A 21,815-nucleotide genomic window follows, 5' to 3' on the forward strand; every position below is an offset into this window, starting at 1 on the left:
GTTATCCCATCTTTTACTCAAAAGACATTCAAGGGTTATATGAAAACCTGAAGAAACATAATGTCAGAGTTAGTGAACTACATGATGATGGTGTCAATCACTTCTTCGATTATTTTGATCTGGATGATAATAAATTTCAAGTTTCTTATTTTAAAGAGTAAGAACAAGAGACAGGATAGCCTGGTATGACAAAAAAGAGTAGAAGAGAAAAATGGAGGCTTTGAATGGGTAAGTTGTTTTTGTATAGTGATCAAATTATCGAATCTCCTGAAAATCAACGATTAGACTCGTTACTTTTTAATGGAATGGAAACGGAAAAAATTAAGGTTGGTTATATTCCATCAACGGAAGATAAAGATAAAAAGTATTTTCGTACAAAAGTGGATTATTACCAGAATTACGGTATTGCGGATATCATGTTTTTTGATTTATACGCTGAATATACTTCTAATAACATAAACAAGCTCTTCGAATGTGACATTATTCATCTTTCTGCAGGAAACCCGATTGAATTTAGAAAAGCGATTAAACATCGCAAAATGGAACAGGTTTTATGGGATTATTATCATAGCGGAGGAACCATTGCTGGCGTAAGTGGCGGTGCCGTTCAACTTGGTCAGTCGACTGCATTATTTCATCTTTTTAAAGGTTCAGACGATGTGGAGACTTCTGATGCACTAAAGATGGTGGATTTTGAATTTCTCCCCCATTACAATCGTTGGAATAATGAATTTAAACAAGAGGTTCTAGCATACTCAAAAAGAGCGGGAACAAGAATTTTATGCGCGAATGACGGAGATGGCGTTATAGTTGATGGGGAGAACATCCAAATGATCGGTGATATTACAGTAATTGGCGGAAATGAAAAGCTGAATGAATGTTAGCGAGCGTTCTAAAACGAAGGGAAATCCATAAACGGCTTTCCCTTCGTTTTTTCACCTTTATTAAACCGTAGAACGATCTTCTTTTATAATCTTTTCAGCAACATTTTTCCCACTAATGACGACCATCGGTGATCCGCCTCCTGGATGCGTACTCCCTCCTGCAAAGTAGAGGTTCGCGATATCCTTTGATTGATTCGAAGGACGGAGAAAGCTGTTTTTTAGTGAATTTGAGGAAATGCCATACAAGGCTCCTCGGAAAGCGTGAAACCTCTCCTGGATCTCTTCAGGACCGACCAATTTCTCAACGACAAGATGTTCTCGAATCGACAGTCCGTGTTTTTCCAATTTATCGTACACCTTTTCTTTATAGTCTTCTAAAGAAATACGATTTTCGTCTGTTAAAGGTGGTGCGTTAACTAGAATAAAAAGATTATCACCGTCTGGAGAGACGGAAGGATCCGTGACAGAAGAATTTGAGATATAAATTGTCGGGTCGTCTGGCCACTGCCCGTTAAATAGCGTTTCAAACTCTTGAGCGTAATTTTTTGAAAAGTAAACTTGATGGTGCTCGAGGTTCTCTAACTTTGTTGATAGCCCGGCCATAATCACAAAAGCTGAGATCGATGGAGAAGACCGCTCGATTTTCTTGTTAGGCATTGATGGTCGGTTTTTCTCATCTACTAAGTTCGGATAGGCGTGAAGCAAGTCTCCATTAATAATGACATTATCTGTTTGAAGCGAGGCGGTCGCTGTATCAATTCGGCGCGCTTTTTTGTTCTCAATGTGTATGTTCATTACCTGTGAATTGAGGTGAAAAGTTACGCCAAGATCCTTCGCTGCCATTTCAAGACTTTTTGCAAGCTTAGTGTTTCCTCCCTTTACATAATAGACTCCTTGTACCATTTCAAGATAGCCAATCATCGCAAATGTTGCAGGCGCTTGATAGGGGGATGAACCTATATACGTTGAATAACGATTGAAGGCTTTTAATAAGAGCGGGTGCTTAAAATAGCGTTCGTGAAAATGGTTCATTTTTTCTAGTGGCCGCACCTGAACGACAGCGTTAAAGAGACCGGGAGACAAGTAATCCTGCCATTTTGTAAACATCCTCGGAAAGAACGAGTTCTTAGATAAATCATAGAGCCGCTCGATTTCCTTTAAATAAGCGTGATAGTTCTCAGCAGCAAACGGATCAAGCTTAAGTAGTTGGGTTTTCATATATGAATCATCGGTACTCATCATAAAAGATTGTCCATCATGATCCACGTTCTTTGTATGATGATCGAGTTTTATCCAGCTGTAATAATTTCTAGGGTTAAGGTCTGCTTCTTCAAAAATAGAATCAAACACTTCAGGCATAGTCATCGTGTTTGGACCAAAATCAAAATGATGTGTTCCTATTTTAACGGGCATCATTTTTCCACCTGAATAAGTATTTTTTTCAAAAACGTGTACGTCGTATCCTTTGCTTGCTAGTTTAATCGAGGCAGACAGTCCACCGAGTCCAGCCCCGATAATCGCGATGGTTTTCATGAGTAAGTTCTTCCTTTCCAAACATACCCCTTCTGTTTTAAGCCTGTTCGCATTGAATGGATTAGAAGCGTCATAAATGCAATAGCGCTAAGTGGCATGAGAAATGCTAGCGTCATTTTCTGATTTGTTCTCCCATCAATCCATCCTTTTTGTAAAACGATAAGCAGGTAGGGGATAACTAAAGTGAGTTGAAGTGAGTCTGTCATAAAGGTATAAAGTCCAATCGGTAGTAGAACAAGCGGTCCGACATAAAAGAGACCGTAAAAAATAAATAGTATGATTATTAGAAACCGAGAGCGTCCAAGACCTGGGAATAAATTTTTCGTGAAACCTTCCCATACTTCTCGATTTGTTTGATACATGTAGCACGTGACCATATTAGTAATATTCGCAAGGAGCACTTTACGTCCTTTTTTCTTAAATGCTTTTGCTAAATCAATATCATCAAGTAATGTTTCTTGAATGCTCGCATGACCACCAACCTGCTTGTATGCTTGCTTATGCACCATAATAAATGCCCCATGAGCTGCGGTGAACGAGGGGAGCGTTGTTCCGTTTGCTGGAGCTATTGGAAGATGGAAATGAACAACAAAATGTTGAAGTGGCACAAGTAGCTTTTCGAGAAAAAGGCTGACTGGAAATGCAGGGAAACCTGTTAACATAGAAGCCCTACGCTTTATCATAAGAGAGAGTGCTGCTTGAATGGCACGAGGCGACATACGTAAGTCAGCATCATGAAAAAGCAAATAGTCTCCTTTCGCACGTTCACTAAGCTGATGACAAGCGTATACTTTACCAGTCCACCCTTCAGGAAGGTCTTTACCTTGTATAATGGTAAAGCGCTGATCGTTTTTTGTATATTTAAAAAGTAAATCCAGCGTTTGATCCGTAGAGTGATCATCTAAAAGAAGAATTTCGATGTTTCGGTACGTCAGCTTTTTTAAACTTTGGACAAGCTCCCTTACGTTACGTTCCTCATCACGAAGGGGGACAAGAATGGATACTAGCCCATTCTCGTCCCCCGTCCCTTTAAGGCGTGGCATGAATAGCGAATTAATGATCGTCCAAAGAAGAAATACGCCAAGAATACATGTGTAAATAAGTATCATTAGACAATCACCTCTTCGACTGTAGCATTTTGCTTATTTATTTTCTTCTTATAGGTTAGTAAAAGAAGCAGTGTCGGAATAGATGTTAGTAAACAAGCAAGCCATAGTCCGTCAAGCAATGCTAAGAAAATAAACATCCCCATTACCATTCCAAACAACATTGCCATTCGGTGTTTCCATACGTTGAAAGAAGCTTGATCAGGCACTTTATTCCGCACATAAAGAGGGTAGAGTAAGAGATGGAAAAAGAGAGACACCCAGAACCATCCGGTAAAATTTTGGAAAGGAACGTTATAATAAACGCCATCTCCCTCCCAACCCCAGTAGCCTTTTACTAAATAAGCGACGGGATCAATGATTAAATCAATTAAAACTGCAATGAGCGCGCCTGTTAGAGCATAAACGATCCATTTTATATAGCTTTCTTTCATTTTTTCGATGATTTGCATTGATAAAACATGCGTGACGGCGACCACCATAATCCATGCAAAGCCAATGCCGATTGGAACCTCAGCAATTTTAAAACCAAAATCACCTGAATAAACATATTGGCCGAAGATAAGTCCGTAATGGACGCCAAGACCTTCTGCCAACATACTAATCACAAAGATAAAGGAGGCAAAAGATAGCCCCCATAAAGATCCGAAAGTACGTATAAAATAGATGCTGCCTAGTATTCCACAAAGTATGAGGAAAAAGGCATTTGCCCAATTAAGAAATGGGGGAAGCAGGTCAAATCCTACTAGGATCAACCCGCAACAGTACCAAAAAATAAAAAGTCGAAAAATAATATTATCCCAATTCATGCTGCGAAGGTCCTTTCTTAGCCAGTTTGCTCATCTTTCAATTTCTGATCCTCCGCAATTAAGTCTGCAGTTAACTGTCCTGAGAGTGTGACCATCGGTACCCCACCGCCTGGATGTGTTGAACCACCTACAAAGTAGAGGTTATCAATCAATGTACTTCTAGATGGGATTTTAAATCCTCCGTTCACTTTACGATCGGTCGCAACCCCGTAAATCGATCCGCCATTAGATCCATATAAATTTTTAATATCATCCGGTATAAATTGATATTCGAATTCGATCGATTCACGAAGACCTGTCATGCCCATTCTTTCTAGCTTGTCAAGCACAATTTCGCGGTATCTCCCGCGATGTTTTTCAAAGCTCTCGCCAGGCTGAAGTGGAGGGACATGTGTTAACACAAATAAATTTTCTTTCCCAGAAGGTGCTTGTGTCGGATCTGATTTTGAAGAGACGCCAATATAAACAGTTGGATCGTCAGCAGGAACACCTTCATCAAAGATTTGTTTGAATTCAAGTTCTGGATCTTTCGAGAAAAAGAAATTGTGATGTTGAAGCTGATCGAATGTTTTATTAACCCCAAGTAACAGAACGAGGCCTGATACAGTCGGTGTATATTTTTGGAGATCCTTTTTCACTTTTTCTGCTCCAGGTTCTCCTTTTAGAAGCGTCTCATGTGCAGGAATTCCTTCAAGGTTGCTGACAATTAAATCAGCTTCCATCGTTGTTCCATTTGTAAGCTTTACGCCAGCGGCTTTTTTGTTTACAGTAAGAATCTCAGCTACCTCTGTATTCACTTGAACGTCGACCCCTAGTTCATCGAGAAGCTTTAGCATTCCTTCTGCTATGTTGTACATCCCGCCTTCAACATAATAGATTCCTAGACCAAGTTGTACGTACACAAGCTGTGATAGGATAGCAGGAGAATGATAAGGCGAAGAACCTATATACATAATGAAGAAGTTGAAAAGCTGTTGAAGATGCTTATCATCAAGATACTTTTCCGTAGCCTGATTCATTGATTTCATCGGATCCATTGTAAGAAGATCTTTAAATGAGTGAAGCTTTTGCAAATCTTGAATGCCTGATAAACTTTTCTTGTAAAAACTTTTAAGGCTCAGGTCAAACATCGTTTTGCAATAATCTAAGTAGGAGAGGAAGTTGGAATAATCTTTCTCTGAGCGTTTATGTACCTCAGATAACATGACCGCGATGTCACTCGTAACATCAATTTGTGCGCCGTCTTCAAAAAAAGTTCTCCACTGAGGTTCAATTCGCTTAATCGTCATATAATCGTTTACATTTCGATTCGCACTTTTGAACAGTTTCTCGAGCACCCAGGGCATTGTGAGGATGGAAGGTCCTGTATCAAACTTAAATCCTTGACCGGCACGTTTGTTTAACTTACCACCAGCTCGTTCGTTTTTTTCAAGTACAGTTACTTTGTGCCCATCTGCAGCGAGGCGAATAGCGGCTGAAAGTCCACCAAGGCCAGCCCCAATTACGATTGTTTTTTTGCTCATTCCTTCTCCTCCTTCACCAAATTAGCGTCATGAATCGACTTTTGTACACTGTCATTGTATAGTTTAGGTATAACCTTTGTAAAGGAATCATAACGCTGTTAAAGTGTTAAGTATGCTTTCTTGATAATTACCTAAAAATGGATAGGTTAAACAATGTTGAAGTGAGGAATGCATATGCACGTTATCCACTTAACCATCCTAGAATTAATCTTAGTGAATATTTTTGCATGGCTGATTATTCATGTATCTATCTCTTATATTTGCCTTCGTTTGCCAGATTCCTTTTACGAATCAAAAAAAAATAGGTTAGAGAGCAAAAAAAAGGAGCTGAATTTCTATGAAGGCTTACGAATACGTAAATGGAAAACGATACTTCCTGATGGGGGAGACGTGTTTAAAGGTGGCTTTCGAAAGAAAGAGTTAAAGACACTGAGCTCATCATATCTTACGAAATTTATTGTTGAGACAAGACGTGCAGAAGTGACCCACTGGCTCCTAATTCCGCCTTCCATTTTGTTTTTTTTATGGAATCCCATGAGTATTGGGTTCGTTATGGTTGGGTACGCACTAATTGTTAATCTTCCATTTATCCTGATTCAACGGTACAATCGACTCAGGTTAAAACCATTGCTAAGTAAACAGTTGAAAAAAGAGCAGCGCAGGGGGAATTCCATTGGAACATTTGGGGTTTGAGCAAACCGAAAAACGAAAAAACGAGCATATCGACATCTGTCTTACAGAAGAAGTGGAAGGGGCAGGATTAACGACAGGACTAGAACGCTATCGTTTTAAACACAATCCTTTACCTGAGATTGCTTATGATGAAGTGGATATCTCTACTTCTTTTCTAAATAAAAAATTAAACACGCCATTTCTTATAAGCTCAATGACCGGCGGCACTGAACGAGCATGGGAAATAAATAAGCGTCTTGCCAAAGCTGCTGAAGCACATGGGTGGGCACTTGGAGTAGGATCGATGCGTGCAGCGATTCAAGAATCCAAATCCGTATACTCCTTTGATGTGAGAAAATACGCACCGACCATCCCGGTCCTAGCTAATATTGGGGCTGTACAACTTAATTACGGTTTTACCATTGAAGAATGTAAGCGAGCCATTGATTTAATTCAAGCTGATGCACTGTTGCTTCATTTAAATCCACTACAGGAAGTGTTTCAACCAGAAGGCGACACAGATTTCCAGGATTTAATTGTTAAAATTCGTGAAGTAGCAAAGGCGATTCCTGTTCCGCTTGGAATTAAAGAAGTTGGTATGGGGATCGATGCGAAGACAGCTCAGCGCCTGATTAGCGCTGGGGCCAGCTTTATCGATGTCGCAGGTGCGGGCGGAACTTCCTGGATTCAAGTTGAAAGCTACCGTTCTCATCAAACGATGCGCAGGCAAGCTGCGAAGGCTTTTGAGGATTGGGGGAACCCAACCGCAGATTGCATCATTGATGTGCGAAAGCAACACCCTGATGTACCAATGATTGCAAGTGGGGGGCTAAAAAACGGTGTGGACGCAGCGAAAGCAATCGCCCTCGGTGCAGATGTTTCTGGATTTGGAAGGGCATTACTTGAAAATGCCGTAAATGACACTGAAGAAGCGCTCTCAGAACAATTGAAACGAATTGAATTTGAATTACGAACTGCTATGTTTGGGATTGGTGCTTCGTCTATTAACAGATTAAAATACAATAGCGCATTACGTAAGAAATAGTCAGAGCCCAGGCTCTGGCTTTTTTGTTTTTGTATAGGTCGTCTCCTAGCGTGCAAACTAGAGCAGAAGGAGGGCGAACTTATTGGATTGGTTATCTGTGTTACCTTTTATCGTAGTGATAGTGGTTGCGATTAAAACTAAGCTAGTGATTCCAGGTCTTACAGCAGGACTGTTAACGGCCTCATTCATTTATAAACCTGGCGTAATTAGTGGTTTACAGCAGTTTTATGAGTTTATCATGAATGGTCTTAAAGATGAGAATAACGTTAAAATCATTCTTTTTCTCTATATGTTTACCGGATTAATTGGATTAATGAAATACACAGGTGGAATTAAAGGGTTTGTTCATCTAGCCTCTTCGAAAATCAAGACAAAAAAAGGTGCATTGTTTCTTACTTGGATCTCGACAATTGGAACCTTTAGTGCTCCGAGTTTTCGCATTGTAACAGTAGCTCCAATCATGAAAGCTCTTCTCAATAAAGTGAAAATCACCCCTCAGGAACTTGGATTTGTGATCGAGACGACTGCAACTCCGGTGATTGTATTGATGCCGATTGCGACTGCTTTTGTTGGGTACATGTCGTCTGTTGTTCAGCTTTCTTTAAAAGCAGAAGGCATTGAAGGTGATGGTTATCGCTATTTTCTTCAAAGTATTCCATATAACTTTTTTTCCATCAGTATCATTCTAATAGGCTTTTATTTAAGTTTTTTCCATCACAGTAAAAAACAAGCAACTGATGCTGGGAATCAAGAGAAGGAGCTAGATGATCAGTGGGAGGACTGTCATCCAGCCGTATCAAAAGACCTTCCCAAAAAGCCGTTCAACTTATTACTGCCGCTTGGAGGAGTCATACTGTTAACTCTTTTTCTTACGTATTGGAGTGGGTATGAAAAAGGCTTTACCTCCTTACTTCAAGCATTCATCGAGGCGGATGTGCTTGACGCCATGGTATTTGCTCTATTAACAACGGTACTACTTACATTCCTTTTTTATTTATTCCAGCGTTTCTCCTTAAAGGAACTCGTCACTTTCTTTATCGAAGGAGGAAATGAAATGATGCCAGTGATCGTATTGTTAACGGTGGTGTGGGGGCTAGCGTCATCAACTGAAGCGCTTGGATTTTCGACATTTGTCACATCTAATCTTGATTGGATTCCATCGTTATTTGTTCCGCCTGTTTTGTTTCTTGTTGGTGCGTTTATTTCTTATTTCATTGGTTCATCGTGGGGAACTTGGGGAATTTTAATGCCGCTTGGTATTTCGTTAGGCCATTCAACCGGAACTGATCTTCCTCTGGTCATTGGAGCCGTATTTGCTAGTGGGACATTTGGGGCTTTTTCTTCACCGTTAAGTGATAATACGAATACAATAGCGAGAATTTTAAAGTTAAACCCGATGACATATGCTAAATTTAAGCTAACTCCTGCTCTTATTGCAGCGGGTACGGCTGCAGTAGGATATTTTATTATTTCTTTTGTCATTTAGCTTGAGCACTTTTCTATTGACAACTGTTTTAATACCATTTATTATTGAGACTAACTTAATAATCCTTTATTTAAAGGATCTTCTTATTCAGAGAGGTGGAGGGACTGGCCCTTAGATACCTCGGCAACGGACCAATGAACATTTTGTTCATGCGGAACCGTGCCAATTCCTGCGGCGAAAGTCGGAAAATGAGAAGAGGCTCGGATTATCCAAACCCTCTTCTGTTCGGGCAGATGAGGGTTTTTTGTATGCATCCTCATCTGGAAAATTTTTTAGTAGAGGGAGTGAACGATATTGCATACACTAATGGATAACGACACAAGAAAACAGCAGCTTATAAAGACTCTTCTTCAAAAAGGAATTTATAAGAAGGGTGAAAAACAGCTTTATATGTTAACACTAAATGAACTGGAAAACATATATGCTCGACCAAAAAAAATTAATACGATAACTGGAAACGGAGTGGTTACAGTGGAGCAAGCAACATTTGCAGCAGGGTGCTTTTGGGGTGTAGAAGCACTATTTCAACAATTAAACGGCGTTATTTCGACAGCAGCAGGGTTTACTGGTGGTGAAACAATTAATCCTACTTATGAAGATGTTTATTCTGAGTTAACAGGTCATGCAGAATCCGTGCAAGTTGAATACGATCCTTCCCTCATTTCTTATGAAGAGCTTGTGGAAGTGTTTTTTGAAAATCATAACCCAACTTCTTTAAACAGACAGGGAGAAGATATTGGAACCCGCTATCGCTCAGCGATCTTTTTCCATTCGAATGAGCAGGCAGAAATTGCATTAATTGCAAAAGAAAATCTTGAGCGTTCCGGGCGTTTTAAAAAGCCTATTGTCACTCAAATTGTTCCAATCACTTCATTTTATCGTGCAGACGAATATCACCAAAGTTATCTTGCTAAGCGTGGACAGTCTTCATGCAAAATTTCGTAACACAAAAAAGCTTTTCCTCAATAGTATGAGGAAAAGCTTTTTTAGTTTGGTTGGTTTACACCGATTTGATCAAGAAATATTTTTCCTTTTGGAGAGGCGTTAAACTCAAACGTGATGGAGTCAATCTCATTTAGCTTCAGAGATCCGTTATCTTTATTGAAAAGTTGTACCGGAATGTTAAACGTTTGGAGGACGGGTTCGGTAGGTTCACCGTAACGCCGTTCTTCAAAAAATTTTGTTTTCGTATGCTGAATAGGGAGTGCCCCGTGCATTGGCATAATATCACTTACCAATACGCTGGATGACTCACCGTTGGCTGAGGTTACAGTTACCCTAAAATCAACAGGCTGTTGATTTTCTGCTTCCGATACGTTTGCTGCAGTAAATGTTAGTGAGCTATTCGGTGTGAAGTTATATGGATCTTGTAACGGTTTCGTGAGATCTAGTGAGTAAGATGCATTTTTTGAATAGGATTGATCCCATTTTAAAAACACACCGTGAGTTCCTCTTTCCTTATCTCTACGAAATTCAAGTTCCCCTTCATACCACTGAATAAAGCTATTGGCATCTATATCAATAGAAGGTGATGTTGCGGTTAGCACGTTCACATCTTCCTCAAAGTCACTGAATATATGGTAAGACGGATCTTCGTATTGACTAATGTAAGTTGTCTTAGGTAGCCACTCAAGTGCATATCGGTAATCCTCAAACATTGGCTGATAGCTTTCATCCTCATGAAGAGTTGCTTCAAGAAAACCGGATACGTAAGTCCTTGCAATCTGACGCTGCTCATCGCCCTCAAGTAAAGGCTGTTTATTTAATAGTAATGTAAAAGGGAAGTACGTATCATTTTCTCCCCAGGTGGTGTTAAATTGCCCATGATTAGCACCATCAATATAAAGAGACGATTTCATCGCATTTTCGCTACCTGTTAATTGAATACCGTTATATTGGCGATCTCCTTCAAATTCAGATAAGTCACTATCATAAGAACCACCAAGCAATAAATAATTAACATCATCAACTTCAATTTTACGATCAGAGAGAGTTTGATAATCGGTTGGAGCCAGTGCAATTACGGTTTCAATTTTGTAGTTAAAGTTAAAACGCATGTTAGCATTGTTTGGATAGCGATCAAGTTCATTGAATTTAGCAGCAAGGATAGCGGCTTGACCCCCGCGAGAGTGACCAATTAATGCAATATGATCCATATCAACTTTATTGAAAAATTGGGTATCTTGTTGTGTCGAAAGTGATTCAATTTCTTCAATGTGTTTTAATAATAGCCAGGCTCGGCCATTAATATCTCCAGATAGACCTCCTGACCATGAGGAGTTAAAGAAATTTTCATCAACTGATACGGTTAAAAATCCTCTACTTGCAAGCAGCTCTCCTAAATAATTGTAGCCTTCATCTGAAAAATCTTCCATTTTATGATTACCATGTACGATCAGAACAAGTGGGAAAGGCCCCTCACCTTCTGGCATAAAGACACGTCCGTTTAGTGGAACGTTAGTATCTTTAAAGCCCCAAAACCATTCCCGTTCTTTGGACCATTCTCCAATCATGCTTGAAGCATTAACGGACCTTGTTTGGAGGTCGACTTCATTACCGAATTCGTCTCGTTGTTTATCAGTTCCACTTCCATATGTAAACGTATTTACTTCAAGCGAACCATATTCCGATGGGTTTTGACTGACGGTGGAAAATGGCTCAACAGTGTTGGCGAGGCGCTCATCCATGGTACCAGGGGTAAATAGCCAGTAACAAAAAATGCCTGTTACGAAAACCCCTAAAAGTAGCATGATGATTGAAAGTGGTTTCTTCAATCCAGTTGTTAACGGGTATCCAAACAGTACTCCAGTAATAACGCCAATCGCAACTAAGAGATAGGCAAGAGGGAGAATGTTCTCAAGACTGCGAAATTGATCTAACGTGTAAATCGTGATTGTAAGGGAAATACCTAAACTAGCGATGAAAAGAGCAGGAAGTTTTTTAACTCTATTTATAAGCCATTCGCCCATTTTTACGGCTACCCACGTTCCAATAATAGCGATTAGAAAGAAAAGGACAACGTCTACTAATTTTCCGAGTCCAGTATGAAAATCAAAACCGATGGCGAAGATTAGAAGCATTGTGATTAATGTGGCGCCATAGGAAGCGCCTTTCCAACTCGCATTAAAAAAAGACTGTACAGGCAACCTTATGCGCTTAAATCGTTTTTTTACTTTATTTTGGTTATGCGTCTCTTTCCGTGTCTTTCCGTACTCTGGTTCCTGTTCCACGCGAATCCTCCATTTCATTATTCACTTCTTTTATTATAGCAAATACATAATGAAGAGAGGGAACTCATAATGGCTCATCCCCGTTCATTTAATCGTCAAATCAAAATCAGCAAAGTATTTGATTCTTACTTAGATAAGTCGTACAATTAGTACAATGCTTAATGTGAATTATTTCACAAACGTGCGTTTGAGATTAAAATAAAGGTGGGGATAAGGTGAAGAACGAGCTTAAAGCATACGCTTCAGGATTTAAAATTACGCACCTGTTCATGATTTTAGGCGCGCTTTTAATAGGTGCTTCAATTATTGCACAGGCTTTTCTTACAGTAGAAATTGTAAACAACGTTTTTGTAAATAAAACAGATTTTGAAGAAGTCATGCCTTTTCTTATGAGTTTGCTAATTGTATTGCTATTACGACCATTCTTATCTTACTTAATGGGCAGAGCAGGAGTAGAGATGGCTGCTACAGTAAAACAAAGAATTCGTAAAGCGCTATTAGACAAATTTTCGCGAGAAGCGCTACTAACTTCTCATCAAGGGCAATCTGGTCAGAAGGTGAGCGTCTTGCTTGATGCAGTTGATGAGATCGATGCTTATTATAGTAAATACATTCCACAAGTGTTCAAAACAGCCGTAATTCCAATTTTTATTTTAGTTGCTGTTTCAACTCAGCATCTCCAAACAGGACTAATCATGATGGTAACGGCACCGTTCATTCCAATATTTTATATTATTATTGGGATACGAACACAGAAAAAATCTGAAGAGAAGCTTGAACAAATGACTGTTTTTTCTGGCCGCTTTTTAGATACGATCCAGGGATTGACCACACTAAATTTGTTTCGACAGTCAAAAAAATACCGAACCATTATTAAAGAAAGTAGCTTAAACTACCGTGATGCTACTATAGAAGTATTAAAAGTTGCTTTCGTGTCCTCTTTAATGCTTGAGTTAATTTCTATGCTTAGTATCGGCATTATTGCGCTTGAAATCGGCCTTCGTCTCATTGTATTTAATAGCATGTCTTTTGCAACGGCATTTTTTCTTCTTATCCTTGCTCCAGAATTCTACCTTTCATTAAAAGAACTAGGCAGTGCTTTTCATACCGGTAGAGGGAGTATGAGCGCAATGAAAAAGGTAAGTGAAGAACTAGGTCGTGAGAGCGAAGAAGTGACATGGGGAGATCGGTTTATTGAAAATAGAAAAACTCCACCAAAGATTGCTCTAAAAGACGTTTCTTATCAGTATAAAGACAGTGGTTTTTCTTTATCATCTCTAAATATAACTATTGCACCTTATCGTCAGGTAGCGGTAATCGGGCGAAGCGGGTCTGGTAAGTCAACGTTATTGCATATGATTGCCGGGTTGCTACCACCGCAACAAGGTGAGATTACGGTCGATCATCATTCCATGACAAATTTAAATGAAGATAGTTGGTTTTCACAGGTTAGCTATATCTCTCAGCATCCGTATATATTTACAGGGACGATAGCTGAAAACATACGTATCGGATCAAAGAATGCCAGCCAATCTGAAATTGAAGATGCAGCGGGGAAAGCTGGTATATCCGCATTTGTTGCTACACTAGAACAAGGTTATGAAACGATCATTGGTGAATCGGGTCGTGGTTTATCTGGAGGAGAAAAACAGCGACTGGCACTGGCACGTGCTTTTTTAAAGAAGCCAAATGTCATTTTGTTTGATGAGCCAACAACCGGACTTGATTTATATACAGAGAAAGTACTTCAATCAGCGATGAATTCATTATCTCAAAACGCTACAATCATTACAGTAGCGCATCGACTTCATACCATTCGAAAAGCCGACCATATCATTGTGCTCGATCAAGGAAAGATGATGGCTGAAGGCACTGACGAAGCACTTTATGAGTCAAGTGAACTATACCGGGAAATGGTAAATGTTCAAACAGAGGAGGTAACCTTATGAGAGAATTAGCATTTGTTTGGCGTGAAATGCTAACAGAGAAAAAAGATATCCTTCTTTCCATCTTATTTGGCTTTATTGCTGGTATAACAGCTGTTGCCCTTTTTGCTGCAAGTGGCTACTTAATTTCTAAGGCAGCATTGTCGCTACCTGTTTTCGCATTAGCCATCTTAACAGCTGTCGTGAAATTTTTTGGACTTGCTCGTGCAGTAGGCCGTTACTTTGAAAGAATTTATTCTCACCGCGCCACATTTTCAATCTTAAGCAACATGCGCGTATCATTTTATAAAAAACTTGAACCAGTTGCAGCGAGCTTAACTCAGAAACACCGAAGTGGGGAATTGCTAGGGCGAATCGTAGGAGATATTGATCGGCTTCAGCATTTTTATTTGCGTGTCTTCTACCCACCGATCGTATTTATTCTTATTTTCCTTGTTACCATTTGGTTTACATTATTCTTTTCAATTAAAATTGCCAGTTTAATGCTGTTAGGTGTTTTTCTTACTGGGATAATAATTCCTGGTTACTTCGCGTGGCGTATTCGTAAAAAAGATCAGGCCGTTCGTGCACTGAGAGGAGAATTTGCAGCTGATTCGGCTGAGTTCTTCAATGGCTATCGTGATTTGAAAATCATGAGAGAAACCGCTAAAAGAAAAGAAGAGTTGGAAGCAAAATCAAGCGCAACTTTGAAGGCGGAAAGTAAAGAAAGTAAGGCGGAAGTTTTTCATCAGGCGGTTAACTCATTTATCTCTTTATTTGTCACATGGTGTGTCATCGTGGTGGGTGCCTATCTTGTGACAACTGGAGAATTGGATGGCGTATTTCTCGCCATGCTTGTCCTAATCTCCTTAACGTCGTTTGAGAATGCGGTGCCGATGGCGATCGTGCCAGCTTATTTACAAGATAGCATGACAGCATCCAAAAGACTTTCAGACGTACAAGCTGTCACTTCGAATAACATAAAGCAAACAATAAAGCTTCCAGAAGAAAAACCATTCTCGTTATTAGCCAAAAATGTAACTTTCACATATCCAGGTGAAGAAAGAAGAGCACTGAAACATGTATCCGTTCATATCCCAGTAGGGGGGAAAACGGCGATCGTAGGACCTAGTGGTTCTGGTAAGTCAACGCTTTTACAACTATTCCTTAAGTTCTATGAGAGCGGGGGACTAGAAGTGAATGGTGAGTCGACTCAAACGCTATCACAGGAGCAAATTTGGTCAGAAACAAATGTTGTCCTTCAACAAAACCATTTTTTCTCAGGCTCTATTCGTGACAACTTGAAACTCGCCGGAGAGACGTTAACCGACGAACATTTAACAAATATCCTTGCTATTGTTCAACTTCATCATCTTTCTCTTGATTACGAAGTCCATGAAAAGGGCGCAAACCTATCCGGTGGCGAACAGCAGCGTCTTGCCATTGCAAGAGCTCTGTTAAAAGGAAAGCGTGTCTGGTTATTAGACGAGCCAACTTCCTCTGTAGATCTTTTGACAGAAAGATTAATCTTTAACTATTTATTTGATCGAGCCAAAGAAGATACGCTTCTCTTGGTCAGTCATCGACTGAACAATCTTGAAAAGATGGATCAAATTATCGTGATGGATTCAGGTGAAGTTGTTGAAAGTGGTACGTATAATGAATTAATGTCGAGAAAAGGATATTTTTATCATATGAGAGAAATCGAAAAAAGCGTTCTTGTGTAAACTTAGCTTCCAATACGCAGCCATGTAGCAGTTAATTGGAAGCTTTTTAATATTTATTTTGAAAAAAAGAGGATAAGTATCCTTTTTATGGAATTTTGTAGAGATAAGTAAAAAGGAGGAGTTGTCTTGTTAAATAACGTGTGTGTCATAACAATCAAAGTGTCGAATATGAAAGAATCTTTAGCGTTTTACACTGAAATACTAGACTTTAAAATTTCAAAAGAGTACGGACCGAACATTGTGAGTCTTCAACATGAGTCGATTCCGATCGTTCTCGAAGAAGAGTTTCAAGAAACTGTAAAAAACAGCGTTCTGATAGCGATTCAATCAGATAATATCCATCAAGATTTTCAGTGGTTTAAAGATAAAGAAGTATCGATTTTATCGGAAGAGCCAGAACCTTGTCCACCGGGTTTGTTTTTTGTAATAGAAGATCCGTCGGGGAATCGGATCGAAATACTTCAATTTATGAATTGATTGGTTACATAAATGGTATTTAAATCATTTGTTTGGCGCTCTGTTTCTCAATTTCTGTTAACATCACTGGGGATTTTATTGATAGGATCCTTACCTTACCTCTTTTTTAATATGAAGAGTCAACTTGAAATATTGAAGATGATTGATCAAAAAGCCCTATCAAACACGCTTTTTTTATATGATACCATCGTATTTAACGTGGAAGCTTATGTAAATCAACTTGTTCATACAATCAAGGTATTGTTTAACGGAAATATGCTTGACTATTACACAAGAGGAAGAAATGTACCATTATTTCCTGATTTATGGCATGCCTATAAACTTTCTATGTCTTACTTAGTCGGATCCTTAATCATTTCTGTGTGTGCAGCGATAGTACTCACGATTATAACTATGGTGTTTCCGAAACGAATGAGAGGTTATCTAAAAGGCTTATTCTTTCTTATTGAATCATTACCTGATGTATTCGTTATCTTACTTGCTCAGTTAGGCGTGATTTGGATTTATAAACAGACAGATCTTCTTCTATTCAATGTAACAAGCGGGTTTAATGAAAATGCAATCGTTTTACCGGTTTTTATTCTATCTTTACTTCCTTCTGTTTACATTTATAAATACTTATTACTCTCCTATGAAGAAGAAGAAGAAAAGCCCTATGTTGTACTGGCAAAAGGGAAAGGAATTGATCACTTTACAATTCTACTAGTACACATGTTTCGGAATGCAATGGTGTCACTATTTCACCATTTTAAAGGGATTTTTCTCCTTGCTCTAGCGAACTTGCTTATGCTTGAGTTGATTTTTGACATGAATGGTTTAATGATGTTCATTTACAAACATGGGGCCGTCAATACTGAAATGGTGACGCTTTCTCTATATATGATTTTTTTACCAACTTTTATTCTTTTTACCTCAATTGAATGGTTGATTAATCGATGGACGGCAAAGCGAGAGGGGGCAATATGAGAAAAGATTCACTTTTACGAAATGGCCCTTTTGTCTTCGGTGTTGTTTTTTTATTACTCCTATTATTAAGTAGTTACTTTTACAGTTTTTACAGTTCAGAAGTTCATCCTGATAAAATGCTTTATGATGAAAATGGAAATGTTATGGCATTAGCACCATTTGCTCCTTCGCTCAACTTTCCACTTGGAAGTGATCTTGACGGCAATTCGTTTGTATTTAAACTAATAGAAGGGGCTAAATATACGATTGGGTTATCCCTTATCGTTGCCTTTTTTAGAGTCGGCTTTTCATGTATATTTGGGTATTTGCTTTATCGTATGCCTTTTTCATTAAGGGTTTTATTTGGTGGCCTTTCGAACGTGTTTCATTATGCCCCTGTTACGATTTTTACTTATATCATTATCGCTCCTGTCATATTAACGTTTAGTTGGAGCTATGATGTTTCTACGAAAATCATTTTTCCAATGGTAATCTTGATTGGTATTAGCATTCCTGTTTTAGCTCTTTATGTACAAAATGAATTGGATTCCATATCTACAAACGAGTATATAGACAGTGCAAAAGTATTGGGAGGAAGTAGGTTTCATCTTTTAAGAAAACATCTAGCCCCTTTTATGTATCCGAAGTTATTGCTTCTTTTTGTGCAGCAGGTAGGTCAAGTACTCATTATATTTGCTCATCTAGGATTATTAAACGTTTTTATCGGAGGAACGGATGTAAGGGTGATGGATGTTGATTTTAAAACAGGCGAGACGACAACGGAATCCTTTTCGATGACGAATGAGTGGGCCGGTTTGATCGCTCAAAACTTCCAGTATGCCCAGTCGTTTCCTTGGATGGTTCTAGCTCCAGTATCAGCTTTTGCACTATCTATTCTCGCAATTAATAGTATTGTTTACGGATTAACGAATCGCAAAACAGTTAAGAAAAGTGTTGGCAAAAAGAGTCTACCTGAGAAAACGGTTATTCTAGAACAAACTCACTTTGAATTAAATGGTGGCCATTCATCAAAACAAGGTTAATACTATCCGATACGATCACATGTACGCTATACTAATAGCTAGCGTATTTTTTAGAGAGAGGGATGTTACGATTGGCCGTTTGTATTATCGCCGAAAAGCCAGATCAGGGAACGCGCCTTGCAGCGCCTTACCCAACTGAAAAAAAACAAGGATATTTGTACATAAAACCAAATCCGGACTTTCCTGACGGAGCTTATATGACATGGGCGGTGGGACACTTATGTGAATTAGTTTCGCCTGAAACCTATGAATCTTCATGGAAGAAGTGGTCGCTTCAAACACTTCCTATGATTCCAAACCAATTTCAGTATCAGGTAACGAAAGGAAAATGGAAGCAGTTTAACGTGATTAAAGAACTAGTCAATAAAAAAGATGTTGGCTCAATTATCCATGCTGGAGATGCTGGAAGAGAAGGTGAGCTGATCGTTCGAACGATTTTGAATCAGGCTCGATGTAAAAAGCCGATGAAGCGGCTTTGGATTTCTTCCTTAACCGAGCGTGCTGTAAAGGAAGGATTCCAATCTCTGTTAGAAGAGCATGAGACTCGTAATCTCTACTATGAAGCATATGCGAGATCATGTGCAGATTGGGTGGTTGGCATTAATGCCTCGCGTGTTTATACGCTTCTTTTTAAACAGAAAGGTGTTCAGGATGTTTTTTCTGCAGGGAGAGTTCAAACGCCTACACTTGCGTTAGTTGTGCAAAGAGAGAAAGAAATAGCGAACTTTAAATCAGAGCCATTCTGGGAAGTAAAGGGGACGTTCGACTATAACGGAAAAGTGGTTGTTGGTAAGTGGATTAAAGACGAACAAACGAGGTTTCAATCTCCCGAAATGGCGCAAGCAGTCGCTCAATTTTGTGATCAAAAAGACTGCATTGCAAGGGAAGTGAAGAAAGAAAGAAAACAATACAAGCCCCCTTTTTTGTATCAGCTTTCTTCTCTTCAATCGACTGCGAATAAACGATACAAATTTTCGCCGAAAAAAACGTTGGATATTGCGCAAAAGCTTTATACGAAAGGAAATATTTCTTATCCAAGAAGTGATTCTAGCTTTGTTACGAAGGATGAAGCGGCTGAATTTCCTTCCATTTTGTCAAAGCTACAAAAACAAAGTGCTTATCAAGATTATTTTCCATTAAAACGGGAGTCGATCTTAACTGACAAGAGGTTTGTCAATGCATCAAAAGTAAGTGACCACTATGCAATCATTCCAACAGAACAGGTTCCAAACCTTGATAAACTGTCAGGTGATGAGGCTAAGATTTATGATTTAATTGCAAGAAGTTTACTTGCGGCGCATGAAGAGGCTTCAATCGTTGATTACACGACTTTATTCACGCTTGTCGATCAGCGAGCTTTGTTCCAATCAAAGGGGCAGGTTCGCGTGCAAGAAGGTTGGCAGCGAATCATACCATCGACTCAAAAAGATGAGGAATTACCAGCTATTGAGCAGAACGAACAAGGTAAGGTGCTTTCAGCAGAAGTAACAGAGGGGAAAACCCAGCCGCCAAAACGTTTTACTGAAGGGCAGCTGATTACAATGATGAAAACTGCTGGAAAGCATCTTGAAGATGAGTCGTTAGAGAAAATCCTTAAAGATACAGAAGGACTAGGAACAGAAGCAACGAGGGCAGGCATTATTACAATGCTGAAAGATCGAAAATACATTGAAGTTATTAAGAACCAAGTATTCGCAACAGATAAGGGAATTCTTTTAATTGACTCTATTGGGGACGCTGTTCTTTCGAGTCCAGAAATGACTGCAAAGTGGGAGCAACGGCTCAAACAAATTGGTAGTGGTGAAGCGTCACCCCAAACCTTTATGGAGTCTGTTAAGAAGCTTGCAGCGAAACTAACATCAGATGCGATTGAATCTTCAGCATCCTGGGATTTAAAGGATATAAAAATAGAAGCCCAACCTTCCAAAAAATCAGTAGGGAAAAAGGTAGGTATATGCCCGCTCTGTGGATCTGATGTACTTGATAAGGGGAAGTTATTTGGATGTAGTAGCTATTCTAAAACAAACTGTGCGTTTACAATTTCTAAACGTATTCTGGGGAAACCTATTTCACAAACCAATGCAAAGAAAATTCTAACTGACGGAAAATCGAATGTAATTAAAGGATTAAAAAGTAAAAAAGGGACATTTGATGCAGCGCTCGTTTGGAGTGCTAAAGAAAAGAAACTAACATTTGAATTTGTAAAGAAGTAATTTAAAGCATGCCTCTACTAAAGGCATGCTTTTTTTATTTGTAGATTGGGCCGATCTTAAATATAAAAATAATCAAAATAATTGTTGTATATATATTCTTTAGTATGTATAATCATTCAATAAGAACAGTAAGAGGGAGTGGAAATAGTGAAAGCAAGTATAGTCGGTGCTAGCGGATATAGCGGCCTTGAATTAATTCGCTTATTGCTTAGTCACCCTGAAGTAGAAATTAATACAATTGTATCTCCATCTAACGCAGGAACAAATGTCCATGATGTTTTCCCACATCTCACGAATATACAAGTAAGTCAGTTTGAAGCACTTGATGCAGAAAAGCTTGCTTCCGAGTCAGATGTTATCTTCTTCGCAACACCAGCTGGCGTGAGCAGTCAATCTGTTCCTTCCCTACTAAATACGGGTGTTCCAATGATCGATTTATCCGGAGACTTCCGATTAAAGAGTGGAGATTTATACGAAAAGTGGTATAACCATTCATCTCCACCAGAAGGAGCTTTGTCAGAAGCGGTATATGGATTATCGGAATACTATTCAGAAGACATTAAATCCGCAAATTTAATTGCCAATCCAGGATGCTATCCGACGGCAACGCTACTTGGCCTTCTTCCGATCATTCAAAAAGGATGGGCTGATCCATCGTCTTTCATCATCGATGGAAAATCGGGGCTTTCAGGAGCAGGACGTAAAACGAGTCTTACTGCTCATTACTCTGAAGTGAATGAAAATGTATCAGCATACAAACTTGGCAAACATCAGCATATTCCTGAAATCGAACAAGTGATTTCAAATCAAATCGGTGAAGACGTCAAAGTATCGTTCTCTACCCACCTCGTCCCGCTTACAAGAGGGATGATGTGCAGCATGTATGTCAATTTATCTCAGGATCGATCCGAAGCAGAAGTCATTGATCTTTACCAATCAATCTATAAGGACCATCCTTTTATCCGCGTGATGCCTGAAGGGAAATGGCCCTCAACAAAAGGTGTTTCCGGTTCTAACTACTGTGATATTGGTCTCTCTGTTGATCCGAGAACAAATCGTTTAACGATCATTTCGGTGATTGACAATTTGATGAAAGGTGCCGCTGGTCAAGCGGTACAAAATATGAATCTACGATTTGGTTATCCTGAGACAGCAGGTCTTCGTTTATCTCCTGTATTTCCATAAATCTACTAAACG

General features: G+C 39.2%; 17 protein-coding genes and 1 riboswitch. Of the genes, 12 read left to right on the plus strand and 5 right to left on the minus strand.

The annotated features are described in order from the left end of the window. Positions 1-224: 224 nt before the first annotated feature. The gene (locus LCL91_RS03940) at positions 225-884 is read left to right on the plus strand and encodes a Type 1 glutamine amidotransferase-like domain-containing protein (protein WP_224880100.1); all 660 of its coding nucleotides are present in this window, start codon (positions 225-227) and stop codon (positions 882-884) included. Between the two features lie 60 nt (positions 885-944). On the opposite strand, the gene LCL91_RS03945 is transcribed toward LCL91_RS03940, so the two are convergent. The 4 genes from LCL91_RS03945 to LCL91_RS03960 are packed head-to-tail and all read right to left on the minus strand — an operon-like array spanning position 945 to position 5,855. After that, positions 945-2,417 (minus strand): phytoene desaturase family protein, encoded by a 1,473-nt coding sequence (locus LCL91_RS03945; protein ID WP_224880102.1) that lies wholly within the window; start codon positions 2,415-2,417, stop codon positions 945-947. After that, entirely contained in the window at positions 2,414-3,526 is a 1,113-nt protein-coding gene (locus LCL91_RS03950; RefSeq protein ID WP_224880105.1) for a glycosyltransferase, read from the minus strand. The genes LCL91_RS03945 and LCL91_RS03950 overlap by 4 nt, the downstream gene beginning before the upstream one ends. Next, the gene (locus tag LCL91_RS03955) at positions 3,526-4,332 is read right to left on the minus strand and encodes a carotenoid biosynthesis protein (RefSeq protein ID WP_224880107.1); all 807 of its coding nucleotides are present in this window, start codon (positions 4,330-4,332) and stop codon (positions 3,526-3,528) included. Before LCL91_RS03955 ends, LCL91_RS03950 begins: the two co-directional genes overlap by 1 nt. 17 nt (positions 4,333-4,349) lie before the next feature. After that, on the minus strand, positions 4,350-5,855 hold the full coding sequence (locus tag LCL91_RS03960) for a phytoene desaturase family protein (RefSeq protein ID WP_224880109.1): 1,506 nt from the start codon (positions 5,853-5,855) through the stop codon (positions 4,350-4,352). 174 nt (positions 5,856-6,029) lie between these two features. Here LCL91_RS03960 and LCL91_RS03965 point away from each other — a divergent pair, with 174 nt between their 5' ends. The 4 genes from LCL91_RS03965 (at position 6,030) to msrA (ending at position 10,003) form a co-directional block, all read left to right on the plus strand. Continuing rightward, positions 6,030-6,548, plus strand: a complete 519-nt coding sequence (locus tag LCL91_RS03965) for a glycosyl-4,4'-diaponeurosporenoate acyltransferase (RefSeq protein ID WP_224880112.1) — start codon at positions 6,030-6,032, stop codon at positions 6,546-6,548. Next, positions 6,529-7,572 (plus strand): type 2 isopentenyl-diphosphate Delta-isomerase, encoded by a 1,044-nt coding sequence (gene fni / locus LCL91_RS03970; RefSeq protein WP_224880114.1) that lies wholly within the window; start codon positions 6,529-6,531, stop codon positions 7,570-7,572. Before LCL91_RS03965 ends, fni begins: the two co-directional genes overlap by 20 nt. An 82-nt stretch (positions 7,573-7,654) precedes the next feature. After that, entirely contained in the window at positions 7,655-9,058 is a 1,404-nt protein-coding gene (locus LCL91_RS03975) for a Na+/H+ antiporter NhaC family protein (RefSeq protein ID WP_224880116.1), read from the plus strand. Between the two features lie 80 nt (positions 9,059-9,138). Continuing rightward, a riboswitch (SAM riboswitch) is annotated at positions 9,139-9,253 on the plus strand. A gap of 99 nt (positions 9,254-9,352) precedes the next feature. Further along, a complete protein-coding gene (msrA, locus tag LCL91_RS03980; RefSeq protein ID WP_224880118.1) occupies positions 9,353-10,003 on the plus strand; it encodes a peptide-methionine (S)-S-oxide reductase MsrA in 651 nt (216 codons plus the stop codon). Positions 10,004-10,044: 41 nt separating this feature from the next. On the opposite strand, the gene LCL91_RS03985 is transcribed toward msrA, so the two are convergent. After that, positions 10,045-12,288: a hypothetical protein gene (locus tag LCL91_RS03985; RefSeq protein WP_224880120.1), complete on the minus strand. Its 2,244-nt coding sequence runs from the start codon at positions 12,286-12,288 to the stop codon at positions 10,045-10,047. 215 nt (positions 12,289-12,503) lie between these two features. On the opposite strand from LCL91_RS03985, the gene cydD reads away from it, so the two are divergent. The 7 genes from cydD to argC all read left to right on the plus strand — a co-directional run bounded on the left by cydD (position 12,504) and on the right by argC (position 21,803). After that, positions 12,504-14,237, plus strand: a complete 1,734-nt coding sequence (gene cydD, locus LCL91_RS03990; protein ID WP_369522933.1) for a thiol reductant ABC exporter subunit CydD — start codon at positions 12,504-12,506, stop codon at positions 14,235-14,237. Next, a complete protein-coding gene (gene cydC, locus LCL91_RS03995) occupies positions 14,234-15,940 on the plus strand; it encodes a thiol reductant ABC exporter subunit CydC (RefSeq protein WP_224880123.1) in 1,707 nt (568 codons plus the stop codon). Before cydD ends, cydC begins: the two co-directional genes overlap by 4 nt. A gap of 126 nt (positions 15,941-16,066) precedes the next feature. After that, complete coding sequence (locus LCL91_RS04000; protein WP_224880125.1) at positions 16,067-16,417, plus strand: VOC family protein; 351 nt, start codon at positions 16,067-16,069, stop codon at positions 16,415-16,417. Positions 16,418-16,495: 78 nt separating this feature from the next. Next, on the plus strand, positions 16,496-17,383 hold the full coding sequence (locus tag LCL91_RS04005; protein WP_224880127.1) for an ABC transporter permease subunit: 888 nt from the start codon (positions 16,496-16,498) through the stop codon (positions 17,381-17,383). Further along, on the plus strand, positions 17,380-18,405 hold the full coding sequence (locus tag LCL91_RS04010; RefSeq protein ID WP_224880129.1) for an ABC transporter permease subunit: 1,026 nt from the start codon (positions 17,380-17,382) through the stop codon (positions 18,403-18,405). The genes LCL91_RS04005 and LCL91_RS04010 overlap by 4 nt, the downstream gene beginning before the upstream one ends. A gap of 62 nt (positions 18,406-18,467) precedes the next feature. Beyond that, positions 18,468-20,618 carry a DNA topoisomerase III gene (locus tag LCL91_RS04015; RefSeq protein ID WP_224880131.1) on the plus strand — a complete coding sequence of 717 codons (2,151 nt, stop codon included), beginning with the start codon at positions 18,468-18,470 and terminating at the stop codon, positions 20,616-20,618. A 147-nt stretch (positions 20,619-20,765) separates the two neighbouring features. Further along, positions 20,766-21,803 (plus strand): N-acetyl-gamma-glutamyl-phosphate reductase, encoded by a 1,038-nt coding sequence (argC, locus tag LCL91_RS04020; protein ID WP_224880132.1) that lies wholly within the window; start codon positions 20,766-20,768, stop codon positions 21,801-21,803. Positions 21,804-21,815: the final 12 nt, after the last annotated feature.

Source organism: Guptibacillus hwajinpoensis (genome assembly GCF_020171785.1).
Taxonomy (GTDB): domain Bacteria; phylum Bacillota; class Bacilli; order Bacillales; family Guptibacillaceae; genus Guptibacillus; species Guptibacillus sedimenti.